The organism is Bradyrhizobium sp. CCBAU 45384, assembly GCF_028128665.1.
Taxonomy (GTDB): Bacteria; Pseudomonadota; Alphaproteobacteria; order Rhizobiales; family Xanthobacteraceae; genus Bradyrhizobium; species Bradyrhizobium manausense.
The window spans coordinates 169,045-189,395 of sequence record NZ_LBIZ01000111.1 but is presented as its reverse complement, the minus strand read 5'-3'; the positions used below and the strand labels follow the sequence as shown (position 1 = coordinate 189,395).

Annotated in this window: 22 protein-coding genes; 9 read left to right on the top strand and 13 right to left on the bottom strand. The window is 63.9% G+C overall.

The features are described from left to right. Positions 1 to 89: 89 nt before the first annotated feature. Positions 90 to 1,406 (top strand): multicopper oxidase family protein, encoded by a 1,317-nt coding sequence (locus XH80_RS22975; protein WP_271600515.1) that lies wholly within the window; start codon positions 90 to 92, stop codon positions 1,404 to 1,406. Position 1,407: 1 nt separating this feature from the next. Here XH80_RS22975 and XH80_RS22970 read toward each other — a convergent pair whose 3' ends face one another. Next, positions 1,408 to 1,851 carry a GNAT family N-acetyltransferase gene (locus tag XH80_RS22970; protein WP_271600514.1) on the bottom strand — a complete coding sequence of 148 codons (444 nt, stop codon included), beginning with the start codon at positions 1,849 to 1,851 and terminating at the stop codon, positions 1,408 to 1,410. Next, positions 1,851 to 3,350, bottom strand: a complete 1,500-nt coding sequence (locus tag XH80_RS22965; protein WP_271600513.1) for an NAD(P)H-hydrate dehydratase — start codon at positions 3,348 to 3,350, stop codon at positions 1,851 to 1,853. The genes XH80_RS22970 and XH80_RS22965 overlap by 1 nt, the downstream gene beginning before the upstream one ends. A 377-nt stretch (positions 3,351 to 3,727) precedes the next feature. On the opposite strand from XH80_RS22965, the gene XH80_RS22960 reads away from it, so the two are divergent. Next, positions 3,728 to 4,066 carry a P-II family nitrogen regulator gene (locus XH80_RS22960; protein WP_007603495.1) on the top strand — a complete coding sequence of 113 codons (339 nt, stop codon included), beginning with the start codon at positions 3,728 to 3,730 and terminating at the stop codon, positions 4,064 to 4,066. A 153-nt stretch (positions 4,067 to 4,219) separates the two neighbouring features. Further along, positions 4,220 to 5,629: a type I glutamate--ammonia ligase gene (gene glnA / locus XH80_RS22955; protein WP_057756260.1), complete on the top strand. Its 1,410-nt coding sequence runs from the start codon at positions 4,220 to 4,222 to the stop codon at positions 5,627 to 5,629. Between the two features lie 198 nt (positions 5,630 to 5,827). Here glnA and XH80_RS22950 read toward each other — a convergent pair whose 3' ends face one another. The 3 genes from XH80_RS22950 to XH80_RS22940 form a co-directional block, all read right to left on the bottom strand. Further along, positions 5,828 to 6,586 carry a slipin family protein gene (locus tag XH80_RS22950; protein WP_442868663.1) on the bottom strand — a complete coding sequence of 253 codons (759 nt, stop codon included), beginning with the start codon at positions 6,584 to 6,586 and terminating at the stop codon, positions 5,828 to 5,830. Continuing rightward, positions 6,586 to 7,959: an NfeD family protein gene (locus tag XH80_RS22945; protein WP_271600512.1), complete on the bottom strand. Its 1,374-nt coding sequence runs from the start codon at positions 7,957 to 7,959 to the stop codon at positions 6,586 to 6,588. Before XH80_RS22945 ends, XH80_RS22950 begins: the two co-directional genes overlap by 1 nt. A gap of 406 nt (positions 7,960 to 8,365) precedes the next feature. Continuing rightward, positions 8,366 to 9,139: a gamma-glutamyl-gamma-aminobutyrate hydrolase family protein gene (locus XH80_RS22940; RefSeq protein WP_057756266.1), complete on the bottom strand. Its 774-nt coding sequence runs from the start codon at positions 9,137 to 9,139 to the stop codon at positions 8,366 to 8,368. A 252-nt stretch (positions 9,140 to 9,391) separates the two neighbouring features. On the opposite strand from XH80_RS22940, the gene XH80_RS22935 reads away from it, so the two are divergent. After that, positions 9,392 to 10,525, top strand: coding sequence for an AI-2E family transporter (locus tag XH80_RS22935; protein WP_271600511.1), 1,134 nt, complete (start codon positions 9,392 to 9,394; stop codon positions 10,523 to 10,525). A 16-nt stretch (positions 10,526 to 10,541) separates the two neighbouring features. Here XH80_RS22935 and XH80_RS22930 read toward each other — a convergent pair whose 3' ends face one another. The 6 genes from XH80_RS22930 to XH80_RS22905 all read right to left on the bottom strand — a co-directional run bounded on the left by XH80_RS22930 (position 10,542) and on the right by XH80_RS22905 (position 14,218). Further along, positions 10,542 to 10,838, bottom strand: coding sequence for an antibiotic biosynthesis monooxygenase family protein (locus tag XH80_RS22930; protein WP_057756272.1), 297 nt, complete (start codon positions 10,836 to 10,838; stop codon positions 10,542 to 10,544). 99 nt (positions 10,839 to 10,937) lie between these two features. Continuing rightward, complete coding sequence (locus XH80_RS22925; RefSeq protein ID WP_057756275.1) at positions 10,938 to 11,174, bottom strand: hypothetical protein; 237 nt, start codon at positions 11,172 to 11,174, stop codon at positions 10,938 to 10,940. A 57-nt stretch (positions 11,175 to 11,231) separates the two neighbouring features. Then, complete coding sequence (locus tag XH80_RS22920) at positions 11,232 to 12,452, bottom strand: GGDEF domain-containing protein (protein ID WP_271600510.1); 1,221 nt, start codon at positions 12,450 to 12,452, stop codon at positions 11,232 to 11,234. A gap of 229 nt (positions 12,453 to 12,681) precedes the next feature. Then, positions 12,682 to 13,164, bottom strand: a complete 483-nt coding sequence (rpsI, locus tag XH80_RS22915) for a 30S ribosomal protein S9 (RefSeq protein ID WP_271600509.1) — start codon at positions 13,162 to 13,164, stop codon at positions 12,682 to 12,684. Between the two features lie 2 nt (positions 13,165 to 13,166). Continuing rightward, a complete protein-coding gene (gene rplM, locus XH80_RS22910; protein WP_057756282.1) occupies positions 13,167 to 13,631 on the bottom strand; it encodes a 50S ribosomal protein L13 in 465 nt (154 codons plus the stop codon). Between the two features lie 158 nt (positions 13,632 to 13,789). Continuing rightward, positions 13,790 to 14,218, bottom strand: coding sequence for a PaaI family thioesterase (locus XH80_RS22905; protein ID WP_057756285.1), 429 nt, complete (start codon positions 14,216 to 14,218; stop codon positions 13,790 to 13,792). A gap of 86 nt (positions 14,219 to 14,304) precedes the next feature. Between XH80_RS22905 and XH80_RS22900 the strand changes: the two genes are divergently transcribed. The 4 genes from XH80_RS22900 (at position 14,305) to XH80_RS22885 (ending at position 17,805) form a co-directional block, all read left to right on the top strand. Continuing rightward, a complete protein-coding gene (locus XH80_RS22900) occupies positions 14,305 to 15,129 on the top strand; it encodes an enoyl-CoA hydratase (protein ID WP_271600508.1) in 825 nt (274 codons plus the stop codon). Positions 15,130 to 15,252: 123 nt separating this feature from the next. Next, positions 15,253 to 15,837: a CoA-binding protein gene (locus XH80_RS22895; RefSeq protein ID WP_271600507.1), complete on the top strand. Its 585-nt coding sequence runs from the start codon at positions 15,253 to 15,255 to the stop codon at positions 15,835 to 15,837. A 137-nt stretch (positions 15,838 to 15,974) separates the two neighbouring features. Next, complete coding sequence (locus XH80_RS22890) at positions 15,975 to 17,252, top strand: O-acetylhomoserine aminocarboxypropyltransferase (protein ID WP_271600506.1); 1,278 nt, start codon at positions 15,975 to 15,977, stop codon at positions 17,250 to 17,252. A gap of 217 nt (positions 17,253 to 17,469) precedes the next feature. Continuing rightward, positions 17,470 to 17,805, top strand: coding sequence for a hypothetical protein (locus XH80_RS22885; RefSeq protein ID WP_271600505.1), 336 nt, complete (start codon positions 17,470 to 17,472; stop codon positions 17,803 to 17,805). On the opposite strand, the gene XH80_RS22880 is transcribed toward XH80_RS22885, so the two are convergent. Further along, positions 17,806 to 18,888, bottom strand: coding sequence for a COX15/CtaA family protein (locus XH80_RS22880; RefSeq protein WP_271600504.1), 1,083 nt, complete (start codon positions 18,886 to 18,888; stop codon positions 17,806 to 17,808). It abuts the gene before it with no gap. Between the two features lie 109 nt (positions 18,889 to 18,997). Between XH80_RS22880 and XH80_RS22875 the strand changes: the two genes are divergently transcribed. Beyond that, a complete protein-coding gene (locus XH80_RS22875) occupies positions 18,998 to 19,207 on the top strand; it encodes a DUF2842 domain-containing protein (RefSeq protein ID WP_057756297.1) in 210 nt (69 codons plus the stop codon). A 55-nt stretch (positions 19,208 to 19,262) separates the two neighbouring features. Here the strand turns inward: XH80_RS22875 and XH80_RS22870 are convergent, their stop codons facing one another. Beyond that, on the bottom strand, positions 19,263 to 20,306 hold the full coding sequence (locus XH80_RS22870) for a polysaccharide deacetylase family protein (protein ID WP_271600503.1): 1,044 nt from the start codon (positions 20,304 to 20,306) through the stop codon (positions 19,263 to 19,265). Between the last annotated feature and the right edge of the window lie 45 nt (positions 20,307 to 20,351).

The following is a 20,351-nucleotide window of genomic DNA, read 5'->3' as shown; positions in this document are numbered from 1 at the left end:
TTCGCAGCAAAAAAATGGCCTGATGGAGGCAGCCCTCAAGTAGGTACGATGGCTGGACTTATCCAGCGCGGCGTGATCCGGATCCAGCCATGAAACCGCGGATTCTTGCCCCTGATCGGCGTCAGGTTCTGGCGGGGCTGGCAGCCTCGCTCGGAGCCCCGGCGGCCGGGTTCCTGGCCGGTGGCGCAGCCCCGCTCCCCACCGCCCAGGTCCTTCTCCAGGCCAGACCCGCAACTCTGGATCTGAGACCGGGTCAGCCGACTACAGCGATCTGGGAGCTTGCTGCCGCAAGCCACACCAGGGGCGTCCATCTCAGGCGCGGCGACCTCTGCGAAGTGGTGTTTCGTAACGACCTGCCTGTGCCGCTTGCGCCGGCCTGGTACGGCCTGAACGGCGCAGCCGTGGCCGACCCCCAACGGGGGCGCGCGCCCACAGCTCCGGGGACCACGGAAACATCAACGATTTCAGTATTATCAGCGGGAACCCTGCTGACTGACTTCCGGCTGTTCGAAGACAGACTGAAGCAGCCCGCGCGGCCGCTTCCGATCATCGCTGAGGAGACAGGGCTCGTCGCCGTTGATCGCGACGAGGTCCTGCTGATCGAGGAATGGCGCCTGAGGCAGGACGGCAGCGCCGTCCCGCCGGGCCAGGATCCGAAGGACACCACGGCGCTCTATACGATCAACGGGCAGACTTCATTCGAACTCTCAGCCTCCGGCAACGAGCGACTGCGGCTGCGATTTATCAATGGCTCGCAACGCTCTGTTCTGGCGATCAAATTGGAGGGTCACGAAGTCCGGGTCATGGCCCTGGACGGCCAGCCGGCCGAACCATTCCCGGCACGCAACGGCGCCCTCGTGCTAGCTCCCGGCGCAAGGGCCGATGCTTTTGTGGATACGGCCAGATCGGCCCAATTCCTTTTACACGATGGCAAGGAGGCGCGCCGGATTGGGGCCCTCATGGTCACCGGCTGGCTGGAGCGGCGCGCGCCTCTCCTGCCGCCGCGGCCGCTGCCCTCGAACGATTTGCCCGAAAGGCTCGACCTCAAAGGAGCCCTGCGGCTGGATGTCGTGCTCGGCGCACCCGACACCGGATGGGCGCGGACTGCCAACTTTTCCACCGCCTCTGACCCCGCCTTCCGCACCAAAGCCGGCCGCACCGTCATGCTCGCCTTGAAGAACCCGGCCCCCGTTGCCACCGTCTTCTCTCTGCACGGCCACCATTTCCGCCTGCTCGACAAGCTCGACGACGGCTGGAAGCCCTACTGGCTCGACACGCTCGCCATCGAGCCCGGCCAGACCGAGCGCATTGCCTTTGCCGCAACCTCGCCGGGGCGCTGGCTGATCGAATCCGTCGTGACCGATTGGTCCGCACCGCGGCTGGTGCGCTGGTACGGGGTGGAGTGAGCTATCGGCCCGACCGCGACCAAACGTACCGCGCGTCTGGCTCTTTCTCCTCGTTCCGCATTCCATCGGTCTGCTCAACCAGCGTGAACCCGCGCGCCTCATAGAAGCGCCGCGCCGGTGCGTTGCGCTGGAAGGTCCAAAGCTCAAGCTGTTCGCTGGCGGCTTTGGCGACGTTGAGGAGTTCGGTGCCGATGCCGCGGCCGTGTGCGGCGGGGTGGACGTAGAGCTGCTCGATCCAGCCGTCGCGAAAGGCGATGATCCCGCAGAGCTGATCGCCGTCGAAATGTCCCCACACGCGGCAGGCCGGGAAAACCAGCTCGCGATAGAACCAGCGGTCTTGATCCGGCGGGCGCAGCCCGACGAGCCATGGCATTGCGTGATCGAACGCGATCCGATGGACTTGCGCCGCGGCGCCCATATTGGTGAGCGCAAGCGGTCTCAGCATCAATACTCGATCCCGAGCGCGTTATAGATCCGCCGGTGCACGGCCGGCAGGGTCTCGGTGAGATCTTCCGCGATCAGTCCCGGCCCTGCTTCGCTGGCCGCTTCACCGTGCATCCACACCCCGATGCTGGCGGCCTCGAAGGCCGGTACGCCCTGCGCCAGGAGCCCTGCGATGATGCCCGAGAGCACGTCGCCGGCGCCGGCGGTGGCGAGCCAGGGCGGCGCGTTGGCGGCGATGGTGGCGCGGCCGTCGGGCGCGGCGATGGTGGTGTCGGGGCCCTTCAGCAGAACGACGGCGGCGGAGCGTTCAGCGGCAGCACGCACGCGCTCGAGCTTCGAGCGGCCAGGAGTCTTGTTGCTGAGATCGGAGAACAGCCGCGGAAACTCGCCCTCGTGTGGGGTCAGCACCACGGCTGTGTCCGGCGACGACTTGATCGATTCAAATAGCCGCTCCGGCTTTGCGGCAAAGCTCGTCAGCGCGTCAGCGTCGAGCACCAGATGCCGCTGCGCGGTGAGCGCGATGTGGACCATGTCGCAGGTGCGCTCGCCAACGCCCGCGCCGGGCCCGATCATGCAGGTGTTGTACCTGATGTCTCCAAGCAGCTCGCCGAACTCGATCGCGGTGTCCACGGGGCGAACCATCACGGCTGTCAGCGCACTTGCGTTGATCGCAAGCGCATCGCGCGGGGTCACGAGCGTCACCAGGCCCGCGCCGGCGCGCAAGCTCGCTCGGGCAGCAAGCCGTGCCGCGCCGGTCGCAGCGGCATCGCCCGATACCGCAAGCACGTGGCCGCGCGCATATTTGTGGCCATCAATACGCGGCACCGGGAAAGCGGCGCCCCAGAAATCCGGATCGTTCTCAAAAATCTTCGGCGTGATCTCGTCGAGCACCTGCGCGTCGATCCCGATATCGGCAACGCGGACGCGACCGCAATGCATGCGGCCGGGCAACAGGAGATGCGCGGGCTTCTTGCGAAAGAAGGTGACGGTCTCGGTCGCGTTCACCGCGACGCCCATCACCGCAGCGCTGGTGCCGTTGATGCCGCTCGGCAGATCGACTGCAAGCACGGGCGCGCCATTAACGTTGATGGCCTCGATCATCGCGCGCGCCTCGCCGTCAACAGGGCGGCTGAGGCCGGCGCCGAACAATGCATCGATGATCAGCGCCGGCTTTCCGATCGCCTGCGGATTGAACGGCAGCACCGGATGCTTCCAGCCGCGCGCAGCCGAGGCCGCATCGCCCTGGAGCTGGTCGCGCTCGCACATCAGGATGACCGAGACCTCGCGCCCTTGCGCAGCGAGCTCGGCGGCTGCGACAAAACCGTCGCCGCCATTGTTACCGGGACCGGCGACGATCAAGATCGGCCCCTCCTCCACCAGCGCATTGGCGGCCTCCGCAACCGCCTGGCCCGCGCCCAGCATCAGCTTGAAGCCGGGCGTGCCTGCCGCAATGCTGAGCTGGTCAGCCCGCTGCATCTCAGCGTTGGTCAGTACTTCCATGCCACTTCCCTGGTCCAAACGCCCTTTCAACAGGCACGTCCTGTGCCCACACACCCAACGGAACAATTGATTGCACAGATATTGAACCGTTTGCCTATTTCGTAGCCTGCGGTATTTTGAGCCGGCCGGCCCCACCTATCAGAGATGCACGTTAAAAGGCTGATAACGCTCCAATATCCAGGGCATTTGCAACTTGGCATAGACCCTGCTTTCGAGGAAGCCGCTTCGGTTCGTCGTGCTCACTGGCATCTTCTGGGTGTGGCCGGCCGTTGTTGCCGGGCTGGTCAGGTCCCGGCATGACGAAGACAAATCGTGCGTGAGACAAGCGCATCCTGACGACGACGTTGCTATTTGATCGAAATGCCGGGAGGCGCGCAGTGAAGAAAATCGAAGCCATCATCAAGCCATTCAAGCTCGACGAGGTGAAGGAAGCGCTTCAGGAAGTTGGTCTCCAGGGGATTACCGTAACCGAGGCCAAGGGTTTTGGCCGCCAGAAGGGCCACGCCGAGCTGTATCGCGGCGCAGAATACATCGTCGATTTCCTGCCCAAGGTGAAAATCGAGATCGTGATCGGCGACGACCTGGTCGAGCGCGCGATCGATGCGATCCGCCGCGCCGCGCAAACCGGGCGCATCGGCGACGGCAAGATTTTCGTCTCCAATATCGAAGAGGCGATCCGCATCCGAACCGGCGAATCCGGGCTGGACGCTATCTGAGCCGGGTGCTATCTCGCATTTTGCGACACTCTGACAAGAAATAAGGCTGCTTCGGCGGCCTGATTTCGTTTGTGCGCTCGCGCAAAAACTCGCCGAAAGCGAGAATAATTTTGCTCATCTGGAAACCGACCCGCAGAGCCAAAAGGGGTATGCATGAAGACCGCCAAAGACGTCCTGAAATCGATCAAGGACAACGACGTCAAATACGTCGACCTGCGCTTCACCGATCCGCGCGGCAAGTGGCAGCACGTGACCTTCGACGTCACCATGATCGAAGAGGACACGTTCGCTGAGGGCGTGATGTTCGACGGTTCCTCGATCGCGGGCTGGAAGGCGATCAATGAGTCCGACATGTGCCTGATGCCCGATCCGGTCACGGCCACGATCGACCCGTTCTTCGCCGAGACCACCATGGTCATCGTCTGCGACGTGCTCGAGCCGACCACGGGCGAGCCCTACAACCGCGACCCCCGAGGCATCGCCAAGAAGGCCGAGGCCATGGTGAAGTCGATGGGCGTGGGTGACACCGTGTTCGTCGGTCCCGAAGCCGAGTTCTTCGTGTTCGACGACGTGCGCTATTCGTCCGATCCCTACAAGACCGGTTTCCGGCTCGATTCCTCGGAGTTCCCGACCAACTCCGACACCGAATATGAAGGCGGCAATCTCGGCCACCGCATCCGCACCAAGATGGGCTACTTCCCGGTGCCGCCACAGGATTCCGTGCAGGACATGCGCTCGGAGATGCTGGGCGCCATGGCTAAGATGGGCGTGAAGGTCGAGAAGCATCACCACGAGGTTGCATCGGCCCAGCACGAGCTCGGCATGAAGTTCGACACGCTGACGCTGATGGCCGACCATCTGCAGATCTACAAATACTGCATCCATCAGGTCGCGCACATCTACGGCAAGACCGCCACCTTCATGCCGAAGCCGGTCTATGGCGACAACGGCTCGGGCATGCACGTGCACCAGTCGATCTGGAAGGACGGCAAGCCGGTGTTCGCGGGCAACAAGTACTCCGACCTGTCGGAGACCTGCCTGTCCTACATCGCCGGCATCATCAAGCACGCCAAGGCGATCAACGCCTTCACCAACCCGACGACCAACTCCTACAAGCGTCTGGTCCCGGGCTATGAGGCGCCGGTGCTGCTCGCCTATTCCGCGCGCAACCGCTCGGCCTCCTGCCGCATCCCCTACACCGCTTCGCCGAAGGCCAAGCGCGTCGAGGTGCGCTTCCCCGATCCGCTCGCCAATCCCTATCTCGGCTTCGCCGCGATGCTGATGGCCGGCCTCGACGGCGTAAAGAACAAGCTCGATCCGGGCCCGGCAATGGACAAGGACCTCTACGATCTGCCGAAGGAAGAGCTGAAGGCGATCCCGACCGTATGCGGCTCGCTCCGCGAGGCGCTGGAAAACCTCGACAAGGATCGCGGCTTCCTCAAGAACGGCGGCGTGTTCGACGACGACTTCATCGACGCTTACATCGAACTGAAGATGACCGAAGTCGCCCGCTTCGAGATGACCCCGCACCCGGTCGAATTCGAGATGTACTATTCGGGCTAAGCGGCTCGAGATCACGACACGCAAAAGGCGCCCTTCGGGGCGCCTTTTTTCGTTTGAATACCATCAGCTTTCGTTCTGCGTCTGACTCCATTTCGTTCTCAAAGAACGAATCGGAATCGCGAAAATCAGCACGCACCAATTCCTGACAATTGGTTTATTCGAGATATTCATTGCCCTCTTATCTACGCCGATCCACGCTCACCTCGCCTCATGCCGCGACGTGAAATGATCGAGCAAGCCCGTCGGCAGCGGAAACACGATGGTCGAGGATCGCTCACCGGCGATGTCATGCAGGGCCGCGAAGTATCGCAGCTGCATCGCCTGCGGCTCCTGCGCGAGAATCCGCCCCGCTTCGACCAGCTTTTCGGCGGCCTGCTGTTCGCCCATCGCGTTGATCACCTTGGCGCGCCGCAACCGCTCCGCTTCGGCCTGCTTGGCGATCGCGCGCACCATGGTCTCGTTGATATCGACGTCCTTGATCTCGATGCCGGTGACCTTGATGCCCCAGACATCGGTCTGCTTGTCGAGGATCTCCTGGATGTCGGCGTTCAACCTGTCGCGTTCGGCGAGCATCTCGTCGAGCTCGTGCTTGCCAAGGACCGAGCGCAGCGTGGTCTGGGCGAGCTGACTGGTCGCGGCCATGTAGTCGCCGACCTTGATGATGGCGCGCTCGGGATCGACGATGCGGAAGTAGAGAACGGCATTGACCTTGACCGAGACATTGTCGCGCGAAATCACATCCTGCGGTGGCACCACCTGCACCATCACCCTGAGGTCGACCTTGACCAGCTGCTGCGCGACCGGAATGAGGATGACGAGGCCCGGACCCTTCACCCCGGTGAAGCGGCCGAGCGTGAAGATCACGCCGCGCTCGTATTCCCTGAGGATGCGAACGGCCTGGGTGAGAAACAGGACGATGATCAGCGCAAGCACTGCATAAAGCGAATATTCGAACATCAGACTTGACCTCCCTCACCGCTCGGCCGCCGAACCACCAGGGTCAAGTCGACGATATTGGCGACCTCGACCCTCTCTCCGGGTTTGAAGGTGTCGGCGCCGCGCGCTTGCCAGCGTTCGCCATGCGTAAAGACGTGCCCCTCGTTCTCGTTCCAGTCGAGCACCTCGGCGATCAAGCCTCGCATCGCCTGCGCGCCGACGCGTGGCGAACCGCGGCGGGCGCGCCTGACCGCACCGAGCACGACCAGAACGAACCCCGCGAAAATCGCCGCGACGATGGCGATGACCGACCACGACAACCGGTAGCTGGGCGACTCGACCCGGACCAGCATGATGGCGCCGAGCACAAAGGCGACGACGCCTCCAAGGCCGATCACGACGGTCGGATTGAAAGCCTCGATGGCAAGGAGCGCGATGCCGAGCAGCATCAGGCCGAGCCCGGCATAATTGATCGGCAGCATGTTGAGGGCGTAGAGGCCGAGCAGCAGGCAGATTGTCCCGATCACGCCCGGAGCAACGGTGCCGGGCGACATGAACTCGAAGATGAGGCCGTAAATGCCGACCATCAGGAGGATGAACGCGACGTTGGGATCGGTGATGACAGCCAGGAATCGGGAGATCGTGCCGGGATCGACGGCTTCGATGACGGCATCCTGGGTCGCCAGGCGCTGCGTCGTGCCGCCGCCGAGTTCGACCATTCGACCGTCGATTTGCCCGAGCAGATCGGCCTCATCGCGCGCGACGATGTCGATGGCATGCGCCTGCAACGCGCCGTTGGCGGACAGCGTGGCGGCTTCTCGGACCGCCTTCTCCGCCCAATCGGCATTGTGGCCGCGCAGCTCGGCAAGGCTGCGGATGAAGGCGACGGCATCGTTCGTCACCTTCGCCGTCATCGCATCCTTCGGCTCGTCCTTCTTGTCCTTGCTGTCCTTATCGGGCGTACCGCTCGGCAAGCCCGGAAGCGGCCCGCCAATCTGCACCGGCGTGGCGGCCCCGATATTGGTGCCCGGCGCCATCGCTGCGATATGGGTCGCATAGAGGATATAGGTCCCGGCGCTTGCCGCATGGGCGCCAGGCGGCGCGACATAGCCGGCGACAGGAACGGACGAGGCGAGCACATCCGCGATGATCTCGCGCATGCTGGAGTTCAGGCCGCCGGGCGTATTCAAGCGAAGGATCACGATCTCGGCGCGTCGTTCGCTTGCCTTGACCAGCGCCTCCTTCACATAGCTCGCCGACGCCGGGCCAATGGCGCCGTCGATCGTGACCGTGAGTGCAAGACGGCGGTGATCCTCCGCTGAGCCGGGACGGAGACAGGCAAGACAAGCGACGATTCCGATCGCCGCAACGAGGGCCGCCTTCATGATCTGCACGGCAAGGGCTCCCTTGCCGAAGATATGGTGGCCGTCACACAAACCTCAATGCGGAGGGAGGTCGCCGGCAATTGCGATTGTGCGATGCAATGGGCGGGGTCGAACGGCGGCACTCATGTCGCGGACAACGTCATTCCCGGATAGGTGCGCAAAGGGGGGCAACTCCTTTCTATTCCGAAGGGGGCGCGAAAGGAGGCCCAGCTCGGGCGAAATCTGTCGCGAAACCGCGAAGGCGTGGCTGCTATTTTTCGTTCTGCATCTGACTCCATTTCGTTCGCAAAGAACGAATCGGAATCGCAAAAACATCGCGAACCAATTCTTGCCGATTGGTTTAAGCAGCGACGCAATCCAGAATCCGAGATGGCGAGGAGGCGAAAGCGTGCCGTACGACCTCTCGCCTGTGTCCCTACGCCGCCGCCTTCTGCTTCGCCACCATCGCTTCGCCGAAAGCTTCGAACAGTTTTCGGTTGATGGGATTGCGCTGCGGGTCGTATTCGGCGTGCCATTGCACGCCGAGCGCGAAGCTCGGCGCTTCAGCGATGCGGATCGCCTCGATGGTGCCGTCCTCGGCGACGCCCTCGATCAGCACGCGCTTGCCGGGATCAAGGATGCCCTGCCCGTGCAGCGAATTGACCCGGATCTTCTCGCAGCCGAGGATTTTGGCGAAGGCGCCGCCCGGCGTGAGGTCGACGTCGTGGCGGTCGGCGAACACGACAGTCGGGTCGGGATGGATTTCCCCGTTCTCGAGCCGGGGCATGCGGTGGTTCATGCGGCCGGGGATTTCGCGGATCTCGGGATGCAGCGAGCCTCCGAAGGCCACGTTCATCTCCTGCAAGCCGCGGCAGATGCCGAACAGCGGAATGCCGCGCGCGACGCAGGCGACCGAAAGCGCCAGCGCGACCTCGTCGCGGTGGACGTCGTAGGGCTCGTGCTTCTCGCAGGGATCGACATTGAAGCGGGTCGGGTGCACGTTGGCTCGGGCCCCTGTGAGCACGATGCCGTCCACGGTATCGAGCAGCGCGGCGATATCGGTAATGTCGGGCGCGCCCGCGAACATCACCGGCAAGCCACCGGAAACTTCGGCCACGGCGCGCAGATTGCGCTCACCGACCATCTGGACCTGAAATCGATTTTCGACGCGATGGGCGTTCCCGATCACGCCGACGACCGGCTTTCTCATCTCCCGTTCCGACCTCTCCGCAAGAAGATTCTCCAAACATGCCCCTCGTATGGAACAAATTCAACAGAGGGGATCGCGGGACGGCAATGCTATTTTCGCGCAAATCGGGGCCGAGGGCATCCCAAAAGGCACCCCTTGGCTCCGGACGCGTTGGCCTTAAGGCCGGCTGCCGGGCCAAATCGGCTCGGCCCCTGCTTGATCGCCGGCGGCAATTTGCGAAGAGTGCTCGATGCAGCCTGAAAAGGATCCGATGTGACCATTTCCAGAGACGAACGGCCCCGGACCCGCACCGACCTCGCGTGGGCTATTGCCGTCGGCGGTATCGCCGTGGTGCTGTTCACGGCACTGCTCGCCTTCACCTGGTATTTTGCCGCCACCGTGCTGCTGATCTTCGCCGGCATGCTGCTCGGCGTCGGGCTCAACGCGCTGACCAATGCACTCGGCCGCCTGGTCCACCTTCCCCATGCGGTCCGGCTTGCAATGGTTTGCGCCGTGCTTGCCATCCTGCTCGCGGGCGTCGCCTATCTCGGCGGCGCTACCATTGCCGATCAAGCCTCGGCGCTGAGCAAGACCATCAAATCGCAGATCGGCTCGGTGAAATCCTTGCTGGATCGTCATGGCATCGACACCAGCTTCTTCGATTTCGGCAATGCGGCATCCGACGCCCCGACGCCACCGGATTCGACGTCGCCGCGAGCCGCGACGCAGCGCGGTCCCCTGCCCGCCGCTGACGCCCTAGCCTCCAGCGGCGGAGCCATCGTCAGCCAGACCTTCAAGCTGCTTCTCGGCACCATCCACGGCGTCGGCAACATCTTCATCGTGTTCTTTCTGGGGCTCGCCTTCGCCGCCCAACCAAGCGTCTATCGCGACGGCCTGCTGTTCCTGGCACCAGCGAAGCATCGCACCCGTGTTGCTCTGATCATCGACCGCATCAGCGAAACGCTGGAGCGCTGGTTGATGGCGCAAATGATCGTCATGCTCGCGGTCGGCGTCGTGACCTGGATCGGGCTTGCCATCATCGGCATCCCCGGCTCGTTCATCCTGGGGATTCAGGCCGGCCTGCTCGCCTTCATCCCGACCGTCGGCGCGATCATTGCCGGCGTCGTCGTGGTGCTGGCGAGCCTCGCCTCGGGCTGGATCTCGGCACTATCGGCGCTGATCCTGTTCCTCGGTGTGCATGCGATGGAGAGCTACGTGCTGACGCCGCTGCTGCAGCGCCAGGCGCTGGACATCCCGCCGGCCACGCTGTTCGCGTTCCAGATCCTGCTCGGCGTCGTCTTCGGAATCTGGGGCCTCGCGTTGGCGCTGCCACTGGTCGCCATTGCCAAGGTCATGATCGATCATTTCAAGACCTATGAGGCGCCGCCTCTCGCCGAGGCGGCGTAAGGCGTCGTGCCGTAGCTCAGGTCGTCAGCACGGTCTCGGTGTGCTCGACATCAGGAGGCGAGGCGAAATACTGGCCGACCAGGCCGCGCCATTCGGTGAAATTCTCGGAGCCGCGGAAATCGACGGTGTGGTTTTCCAGCGTCGCCCATTTCACCATCAGCCGGTAGCGCTGCGGCTTCTCGATCGACTTGTGCAGCTCAAAACCGTGAAAGCCCTTGGAGCGACCGAAGGCGGCCTTGGCCTTGGCGACGGCCGCCTCAAAGTCCTTCTCGCTGCCCGGCTTGACGTCGATTTGCGCGATCTCGGTGATCATCGGTTTCCACCCCATTGTTTGGTGGCCGTGTCTAGCGCAGACGGAAGCAAAGAAAAAGGCGCCGAAACGGCGCCCTGCCCGGCCGAAAATGCGGCGCTCTCAGGCGAACAGCAGCGCGGTGCCGGCGACGACGAGCGCGCAGCCGAGGAACAACGTGAACGGCCAATAGCTCCGGCTCTTGATGTAGCGCCCCTGGGCGCGGCGCTCGGCAATCAGCGCCGTCTCGTATTCGTCCGCGGTCGAGAACAGACAGGCGAAACCGCCGCGTGCCGAGCTTGCGGCGGCTTCGAGCGACATCAGGGCAGCTTGCGGATTCTGTCGACGGATCGATTCCATGACGGCAATGGTAGGAACCGAATGGTAAACAGACGATTACCGCAAGCCCCAACCACCTCAGGCCGTCGCCGGCTGTGCCTTGGGAATGCCAATCCGCGCGGCGCTCTGGCGGCGCCAGTTCTCCAGCGACAGCGGCAGTTCCTCCGCCGCCTCGACGCGGTTACGGCCGCCGCGCTTGGCCTGGTAGAGCGCGGTATCGGCCGAGGCCAGCAACACTTCGAGCTCGGTGCCGGCAGGCCCGCCCGCCACGCCGATGCTGACGGTGGTGTCGACAGGGCCCTCCTCGACCACGACGCCTGATGTCTCGAACGCCTCGCGCACGCGCTCGGCGACCAGCACGCCTTCCTCAAGCGCGCAGGGAAGCAGCGCGGCGAATTCCTCGCCGCCGATGCGGCCAGACAGGTCCGAGATGCGCAAATTGTTGACGACGATGGTCGAGAACAGTTTCAGCATCTCGTCGCCGGCGGGATGGCCGAAGCGGTCGTTGATCGACTTGAAATGGTCGATGTCGAAGATCATCACCGTGACAGGGCGGCCGCCCTTGGCCTCGCGGTCGATCATCCTTGCGCAGGCTTCCGAGAAGCCGCGGCGGTTGAGCATGCCGGTGAGCGGATCGGTCGACGCCGCGGTGCGGTGCGCGGTGACGGTGCGCTCGGACACCAGCATGAAGATCACGAACACGGTGCCGACGGCATAGAGGATGAGCTCGACCGCGAACACGGTGACCCAGACGCTGGTGGAGAAACCGGCATCGTGCGGCCGCAGGAAGCTGCCGATCAGGATCGGCAGCATCAGCACACAGCCGTGCATGACCGGCACGACGAAGGCCGGCCAGCGCCGTTGCAGGCTCTTGCGCCGCTCCACCCAGAGCTCGCTCGCGGTCAGGGCCGCATAGACCGAGACGATGCCGGCGCCGATGATCATGCGCAGCATCGAGGCGGTGGGATCGAGCAGCGTGGCGGCCGCGACCCAGGCCAGTGCGCCGAATACGAGACCCAGCCAGTTCGGCTTGCGGCCGTGGAAGACGCGCGCCGCATTCCACACCATGCCGCAGGCGACGAAGCCGACCGCGTTCAAGGCGAGATAGAGATACGGGCCGAGCTTGTCGCCGGTCGCGGTCCACAGCGCGACAGAGGACGCGCCGAGCAGATAGGCGGTGCCCCACCATTTCAGCGCGGGGCTGTTCTCCTGCTTGCCGAAAAACACCATCATGGCGCCGAGCAATGCGGCGACCATCGTGGCGACCAAATAGAGCGTGATGCTATCGAGCGACATCATGTCGGCCCCCTTCTAAACATAGCAGTTACGCGATCGGCCCAGCCGACTTGCGCGCCCTTCCAGATGCGACGCTAGGTCCGGCAAGTTCCATTCAGGTTTTCACGCGGGCCCAAGTTTTCGGGAAACACGCGCTCAATTTGCGTACAAACGAACAACAAAAAAGGCGCTGAAATCAGCGCCTTTTTGCTTCTCATTGAAGCCGCTTTCGCGGCGAATGTGACCGAAGCGATTAACGCTTCGAGAACTGGAAGGACCGGCGGGCCTTGGCCTTGCCGTACTTCTTACGCTCGACCACGCGGGAGTCGCGGGTGAGGAAGCCGCCCTTCTTGAGCACGCTGCGCAGCTCGGGCTCGAAATAGGTCAGAGCCTTGGAGATGCCGTGACGCACGGCGCCAGCCTGGCCGGACAGACCGCCGCCAGCGACCGTGCAGATCACGTCGTACTGGCCCGAACGCTGGGCCACGGAGAACGGCTGCTCGATCATCATGCGCAGCACGGGACGAGCGAAATAGACCTCGACCTCGCGCGAATTGACGGTGACCTTGCCGGCGCCCGGCTTGATCCAGACGCGGGCCACCGCGTCCTTGCGCTTGCCGGTGGCATAGGCGCGGTTGAACTTGTCGACCTTCTTCTCGTGCTTGGGCGCATCGGGCGCGACGGCTGCGGTCTTGAGCTGCGAGAGCTGGTCGAGCGACTGAATGGATTCGACCATGATTATGCGGCCCTCGTGTTCTTGCGGTTCAACTTGGCGATATCAAGCTTCTCGGGCGTCTGGGCCTCGTGCGGATGATCGGCACCGCCGTAGACGCGGAGGTTGCCCATCTGGACGCGACCGAGCGGTCCACGCGGGATCATGCGCTCGACGGCCTTCTCGAGCACGCGCTCGGGGTGACGGCCTTCGAGGATCTGGCGCGCGGTGCGCTCCTTGACGTGGCCGACATAGCCGGTGTGCTTGTAATAGGTCTTCTGCTCGCGCTTGCGACCGGTGAGGACGGCATGCTGCGCGTTGATGATGATGACGTTGTCGCCGCAATCAACGTGCGGGGTGTAGGTCGGGAGGTGCTTGCCGCGCAGACGCATGGCGACGATGGTGGCGAGACGGCCGACGACCAGACCCTTGGCGTCGATCAGCACCCACTTCTTCGTCACCTCGGCCGGCTTTGCCGAAAAGGTTTTCATGTCAGAGTTTCCGTGGACGGGGAATAGCGGCGCGAACACCACGCCGGACTGGGCGGGTTTCTAGAGAAGAGACGCGCAACGGTCAATGCCCGATGATCGAATTTACATAAATAGAATCAATGACTTAAAAATATGGTGCGATATTACCTTCGAAAAGCTCAAACATTTGGAATGGAATAGGTCGAGGTGACATGGGCGATGGGATCGGGCGACGTCCCGGACAGCAACTTGACCTCCCCGACCGCAAGCCGCTTGCCGAGCTTGAGCAGGCGGGCCTCGGCCAGCACGTCCTGCCCGGGCTGGCCCTTGCGCAGGAAGTTGATGTTGAGATTGGTGGTCACCGCAAGCCCGATCGGCCCGATCGCTGACAGCAGCACCACGTACATGGCGAAATCGGCGAGCGCCATCAGCGTTGGGCCGGATACGGTTCCACCCGGCCGCAGCATCTTCTCGCCGTAGCGTTGGCGTAAAAGGCAGGTCTGGCCGTCCGCGCTCTCGATCGTAATGTCGTCGCCGCTGAAGGCCTGGGGGAATTCGTCGCGGAGAAACTGCTCGAGCTCCGCCACGCTCATTTTCGCTGCCGCCATGCCGTTCCCCACCCTCGCTTCACGTCGCCTGCTACACTAGGTTATCTGCATCATCTAACCGTAATAATCCAATCGGAAACGCCGCGATGTCCACCCAGGCCGCCCGCGCCCCCACTCCTCATCAGCCAATTCTGCTGCGCGAAATGGTCGGGCCCATCGCTGTGCTGACCTTGAACCGGCCGGCGGCGCGCAACAGCCTGTCGACGGCGATGATCGCCACCCTCCACGCAGAACTCGATGATATCGGCAACGATAAGGCCGTCCGCGGCGTCGTGCTGGCGGCCAACGGTCCCGCCTTCTCGGCGGGTCACGACATGAAGGAACTGACCGCGCGCCGCAGCGATCCGGACCGCGGCCGCGCCTTCTTCGCCGAGACCATGAACGCTTGTAGCGCGATGATGCAGGCGATCGTGCATCTGCCCAAGCCCGTGGTTGCTGCCGTCCAGGGCATCGCGACCGCGGCCGGCTGCCAGCTCGTCGCGAGTTGCGACCTTGCGATCGCCTCGGAAGCGGCGAGTTTCGCCACGCCCGGTGTCGACATCGGTCTGTTCTGCTCGACGCCGATGGTGGCGCTGTCGCGCAACGTGCCGCGCAAGCAGGCGATGGAGATGCTGCTGACAGGCGAGCCGGTCCCAGCAGCGCGCGCCCGCGAGATCGGCCTCGTCAATCGCGTGGTCGCCGCCGGCACCGAACGCGACGCCGCCATTGCGCTGGCGCAACAAGTCGCGCTGAAATCCGCCTACACTGTCAAGCTCGGCAAGGAGGCGTTCTACCGCCAGGCCGAGATGAGCCTTGCCGACGCCTATCGCTATGCGGCAGAGGTGATGACCGAGAACATGATGGCCCGCGATGCCGAAGAAGGCATCGGCGCCTTCATCGAGAAGCGCACGCCGACCTGGCGGGATGAGTGACACTCTAGCATCGTCATTCCGGGGCGGCTCGCAGAGCCGAACTATGGTGCGCAATTGCGCACCTGAGAATCTCGAGATTCCGGGCTCGCGCTATCGCGCGCCCCGGAATGACGGAAAGAAACCATGAATCACGACGCCTATCCCGACAATTACATCCGCGGCATCCTCAACAGTGTGAAGTCGATCGCCATGGTCGGTGCCTCGCCGGTCAACGTGCGGCCGAGCTATTTCGCGTTCAAATATCTGGCGCAGCGCGGCTACGACATGATCCCGATCAACCCTGGATATGTCGGCAAGGAGCTGCTCGGAAAGCCCTTCGTCGCCTCGCTTCGCGACGTCGGCCGCCCCGTCGACATGATCGACATTTTCCGCAACTCCAGCCACATCATGCCAGTGGTCGATGAGGCGCTGACGCTCGACCCGCTGCCGAAGGTGATCTGGATGCAGCTTGGCGCGCGTGACGATGCGGCAGCTGAAAAGGCGGAAGCGGCCGGTATCAAGGTCGTGATGAACCGCTGCCCCAAGATCGAATATGGCCGGCTGTCGTCCGAGATCTCCTGGATGGGCGTCAATTCACGTACGCTCTCCTCCAAGCGGGCGCCGGCGCCGACGCAAGGCATGCGCCTCTCCCTCAACCGGATGAGCGTCGGCGGTGGCGACACCGCGGCCTCCGACCGCGCAGCCAAGAACAAGAGCGAGCAAAGCTGACGCACTTGCGAAGGATTCGTTTCGCGAACGCGTCGATGCGTAGCACCATCGTTGCGATGTGAAGCCGCGGCTTGACGCCGGCCACGGCGCCGATCAGCATGCCGCGCGATTTCAGACCACAAGAACAGGACGCCTCAATGAGCGATCGCCTTCCGGGATTTTCCACCCTCGCCGTGCATGCCGGTGCACAGCCTGACCCGACCACCGGTGCACGCGCCACTCCGATTTATCAGACAACCTCGTTCGTCTTTAACGACGCCGACCACGCCGCCTCGCTGTTCGGCCTGCAGGCCTTCGGCAACATCTATACCCGCATCGGCAACCCGACCAACGCGGTGCTGGAGGAGCGCGTTGCCGCGCTCGAGGGCGGCACGGCCGCGCTTGCGGTCGCTTCGGGCCATGCCGCCCAGGTCGTGGTTTTGCAGCAATTGCTCCAGCCCGGCGACGAATTCATCGCCGCGCGAAAACTCTATGGCGGCTCGATCAACCAGTTCACGCATGCGTTCAAGAGCTTTGGCTGGAACGTGGTGTGGGCCGATCCCGACGATTTCGCGAGCTTCGAGCGCGCGGTGACGCCGCGCACCAAGGCGATCTTCATCGAGTCCATTGCCAATCCCGCCGGCAGCATCACCGACATCGAGGCGATCTCGTCGGTGGCGCGCAAGGCCGGCGTGCCGCTGATCGTCGACAACACCCTGGCCTCGCCCTATCTGATCCGCCCGATCGATCACGGCGCCGACATCGTGGTGCACTCATTGACGAAATTTCTGGGCGGTCACGGCAATTCGCTCGGCGGCATCATCGTCGATGCCGGCACCTTCGATTGGTCGACCGGCGGCAAATATCCGATGCTGTCGGAGCCGCGCCCCGAATATCACGGCATCCGCCTGCAGGAGACCTTTGGCAATTTCGCCTTCGCGATCGCCTGCCGCGTGCTCGGCTTACGCGACCTTGGCCCTGCGCTGTCGCCGTTCAACGCCTTCATGATCCTGACCGGCATCGAGACGCTGCCGCTGCGCATGCAGAAGCACTGCGACAACGCCAAGGCGGTCGCCGAATTCCTCGCCGGCCATCCGGCGGTGGCTTCCGTGAGCTATGCGGGCCTTCCGAGTGACAAGTACAACCAGCTCGCACGCAAATATGCGCCGAAGGGCGCAGGCGCCGTGTTCACCTTCAGCCTCAAGGGCGGCTACGACGCCGGCGTCAATCTGGTGTCGAAACTGCAGCTGTTCTCGCACCTCGCCAATGTCGGCGACACCCGCTCGCTGGTCATCCACCCGGCCTCGACCACCCACAGCCAGCTCGACGACGCCGCCAAGGTGAAGTCGGGCGCTGGTCCTGATGTGGTCCGGCTCTCGATCGGCATCGAGGACAAGGAAGACCTGATCGCCGACCTGGAGCAGGCGCTGGGGTAGTTGCCCCGTCATTTCGGGACAGTCCGAAGGACCAGACCCCAGGTGCGCAATTGCGCACCGGGGAATCTCAAGATTCTCAGGTGCGCAATTGCGCACCATAGTTCGGTGCTTTGCATCGCCCCGGAATGACAGCCGTTGTTTCGACGGCCGGTTAACAGTCGTTAACCATATTTGCCGCATACATCATTCTTGGATCGCCCTTGATTCGGAGCCAATGATGCTGCGCTGGATGGTGCCTGCCCTGGCAGTGATGTTGACGGCCTCAGCAGCGCTTGCCGCCGACTTGCCGCCCAATCCGAAGCGAAGGGCCGCAGCTCCGCCGCCAAGGGTCTATGTCGAGACCGATCCGGACGCGCTGATCTCGCCCGCGGATGGCATCGGCAGTTACGTCAGCAATCTGCCGGGCACCCCGCTGTTGCCGGGCTCGCATACGTTGCCGGGCTATTATGGTCGCCCCTGGAGCTATGACTATCAGGGCGGGTATTACGGCGGGAAGCAGGTCGATTATTTCTGGCGCCTGCCCTATGCGTGCGGCGTCTACGGCTATTGCTGATCAGCCCGGCTGTCCCACTGGAACCGCGCGCGGCTGCGCTTCCGCGCTCTGCCGCGACGCCAGCCGCTCCGCCTGCATCACCGCCAATGTCAGCACGGCGATCGCGACCGCCTGGTGCGACAGTGCCAGATCAATCGGCACCTGGTTGAGCAGCGTGAGGATACCAAGCACCACCTGCAAGCCGACCGCCGCGAACAGCCAGAGCGCCCCCCTCGTTGCCGCCCCTGCGCGCGAGCGTACCGCGTCGGACGCATGCAGCGCCGCCAGCGTGAACAGCAGGTACGCCGTCATCCGGTGCTCGAACTGCACCGTCAGCACATTGTCGAACATATTGCGCCACCACGGCGTCTCGAACCACAGCCGCTCGACCGATGGAATGAACGCGCCGTCGATCTGCGGCCAGGTGTTGTAGGCGCGGCCCGCGCGCAGGCCCGCGACCAGCGCCCCGAAATAGATCTGGACGAAGGTCACGACGAGCAGCAGCGCGCTGGTGATGCGCAGCCTTACAGGCGCGACAATCTGCGGCCGCTCCTCGAGCCGCCGCACCGTCCAGACGATGCCGGCGAAGATCAGCAGCGCAAGCACCAGATGTGTTGCGAGCCGATATTGCGACACCTCGACCCTTTCAGACAGTCCTGATGCCACCATCCACCAGCCGACCGCGCCCTGGAGGCCGCCGAGCGCGAACAGCAGCCACAGCCGTCGCTTCAGCTCACCGGCCAAGCCGCCGCGCCACAGGAAGAACAGGAACGGCAGCAGATAGGCGACGCCGATGAAGCGGCCGAGCAGCCGATGGCTCCATTCCCACCAGAAGATCTCTTTGAACTCCGACAGGCTCATCCCCGCGTTCAGCTCGCGATATTGCGGGATCTTCTTGTAGGCCTCGAAGGCGTCGGTCCACTGCGCCTCCGACAGCGGCGGAATACTGCCGGTGACCGGCTTCCACTCGACGATCGACAGGCCGGATTCCGTCAGCCGTGTGGCGCCGCCGACCAGCACCATCAGCGCGATCAGGGCGGCCACGGAGATCAGCCACCAGCGCACGGCGCGATGCGGATGGGTTGGGGCGGAAATCGTCGTCATTTCAGGGACAAACCAAGCCTTGTCACTAACGGACTTGAACCGGACTGCGTGCCCCTTATAGTCCCGCGCTCCCGCAGCGCAAGTTACGCGAAAGCCGCAAGTCCCCGCCATGACGATCCGCACCCGCAAGTTCCTCGGCGCCATTCTGCTGCTGGTGCTGGCCACCGTCTGGGCCCTGCTCGGCATGGCGGCGGCGCAGATGCCATGGATCGCCGTATCCGGCTGGCGCCAGGCGATCTACTACGTCGTGGTCGGCATGGGCTGGGTGCTGCCGGCCATGCCGATCGTGAGCTGGATGCAGCGGCCGGACCGGGCGTAACCCCGCAAACGCGCTTGCGCGTTTGTCGGTTGCGAAGGCCCTAAGCATCGTAGCGTCAGCTCGTAGCGCTGCCCGTCGGTTTCACCGGTGCGAAGGCAACGCCCGACACCAGCACCCGCATCACGCGCAGCGAGCGCACCCGTCCGTCCCAGGAGATCCGAGGCAACGCCCGCAGATTGGTGCGCCCTTGCGCATCCACGATACCCGGGATGGTCGATACCGCGCTGGCAAAGCCCGCCTCTTCCGCCATCACGACGTGGCTGCGCCGGAATGAGGACCGATCGCCGAACGGATATGCCAGGTGCCTGACCTCACGGCGAAACGCGGCTTCCGCCACCGCCTTGCCCATCGTCATCTCGCGCAGCGCCGCCGCATCCTTCATGTTGGCGAGGTTGGGATAGTTCACGGTCGCACTGCCGATCGTGACCAGCGGATCGGCAGCCAGCCTCGCCAGATCCTCCCAATCCATCGACGCCTCGCGCGAGAGTGCAGCGAGATCGATGCTGTAGCGTGTGCAGAGATCGGCAATCGCGGCCGAGAGATCCGCCGGCGGCAGCGAGCGCAGCCAACCCTCGAGATGCCAAAACAGTGCCTGTTTCTCGGCATTATCAGTGATGGTGAAGCGCTGTTCCCTGTCGCCCATCATCAGGCTGATCCGGCTCTCGCGCGCGATCACCTGCTCAAGCCCAAGCCACCACGCTTCTCCAACGCCGTCGGGAAAGGCGGTCGGAACATAGAGCGTGAACGGCACGGCGTGGCGCGCCAGCACCGGATAGGCAAAGCTGATGAGGTCCTTGGGCGCGCCATCGAAGGTGAGTGCCACGAAGCGCCGCTTCTCCGGCAGTGTCACCGCGCGCCGGCAAACCTCGTCCATACCGAGAAACTCATAGTCCCAGCGCTTCAGCGCGCGAATGGCACGATCGAGGAATTGTGGCGTGATCTCGTGTTCGCGCAGCGGCTGGAACGCGCCGCTTCGCCGCGGCCGCACGTGCTCGAAGCGCAGGATGGCGCCCGCGCCGCGGCTGCGCAGCAAGGGCCGGCCCGAGAACCAGGCCAGTTCGAGCCGCAACCGCTGCAGCCATCTGCCGTCGGATGCCAATACCCACCTTCGCCTTTGCCGGCAGCCTGTTCCCTGCCCCATTGT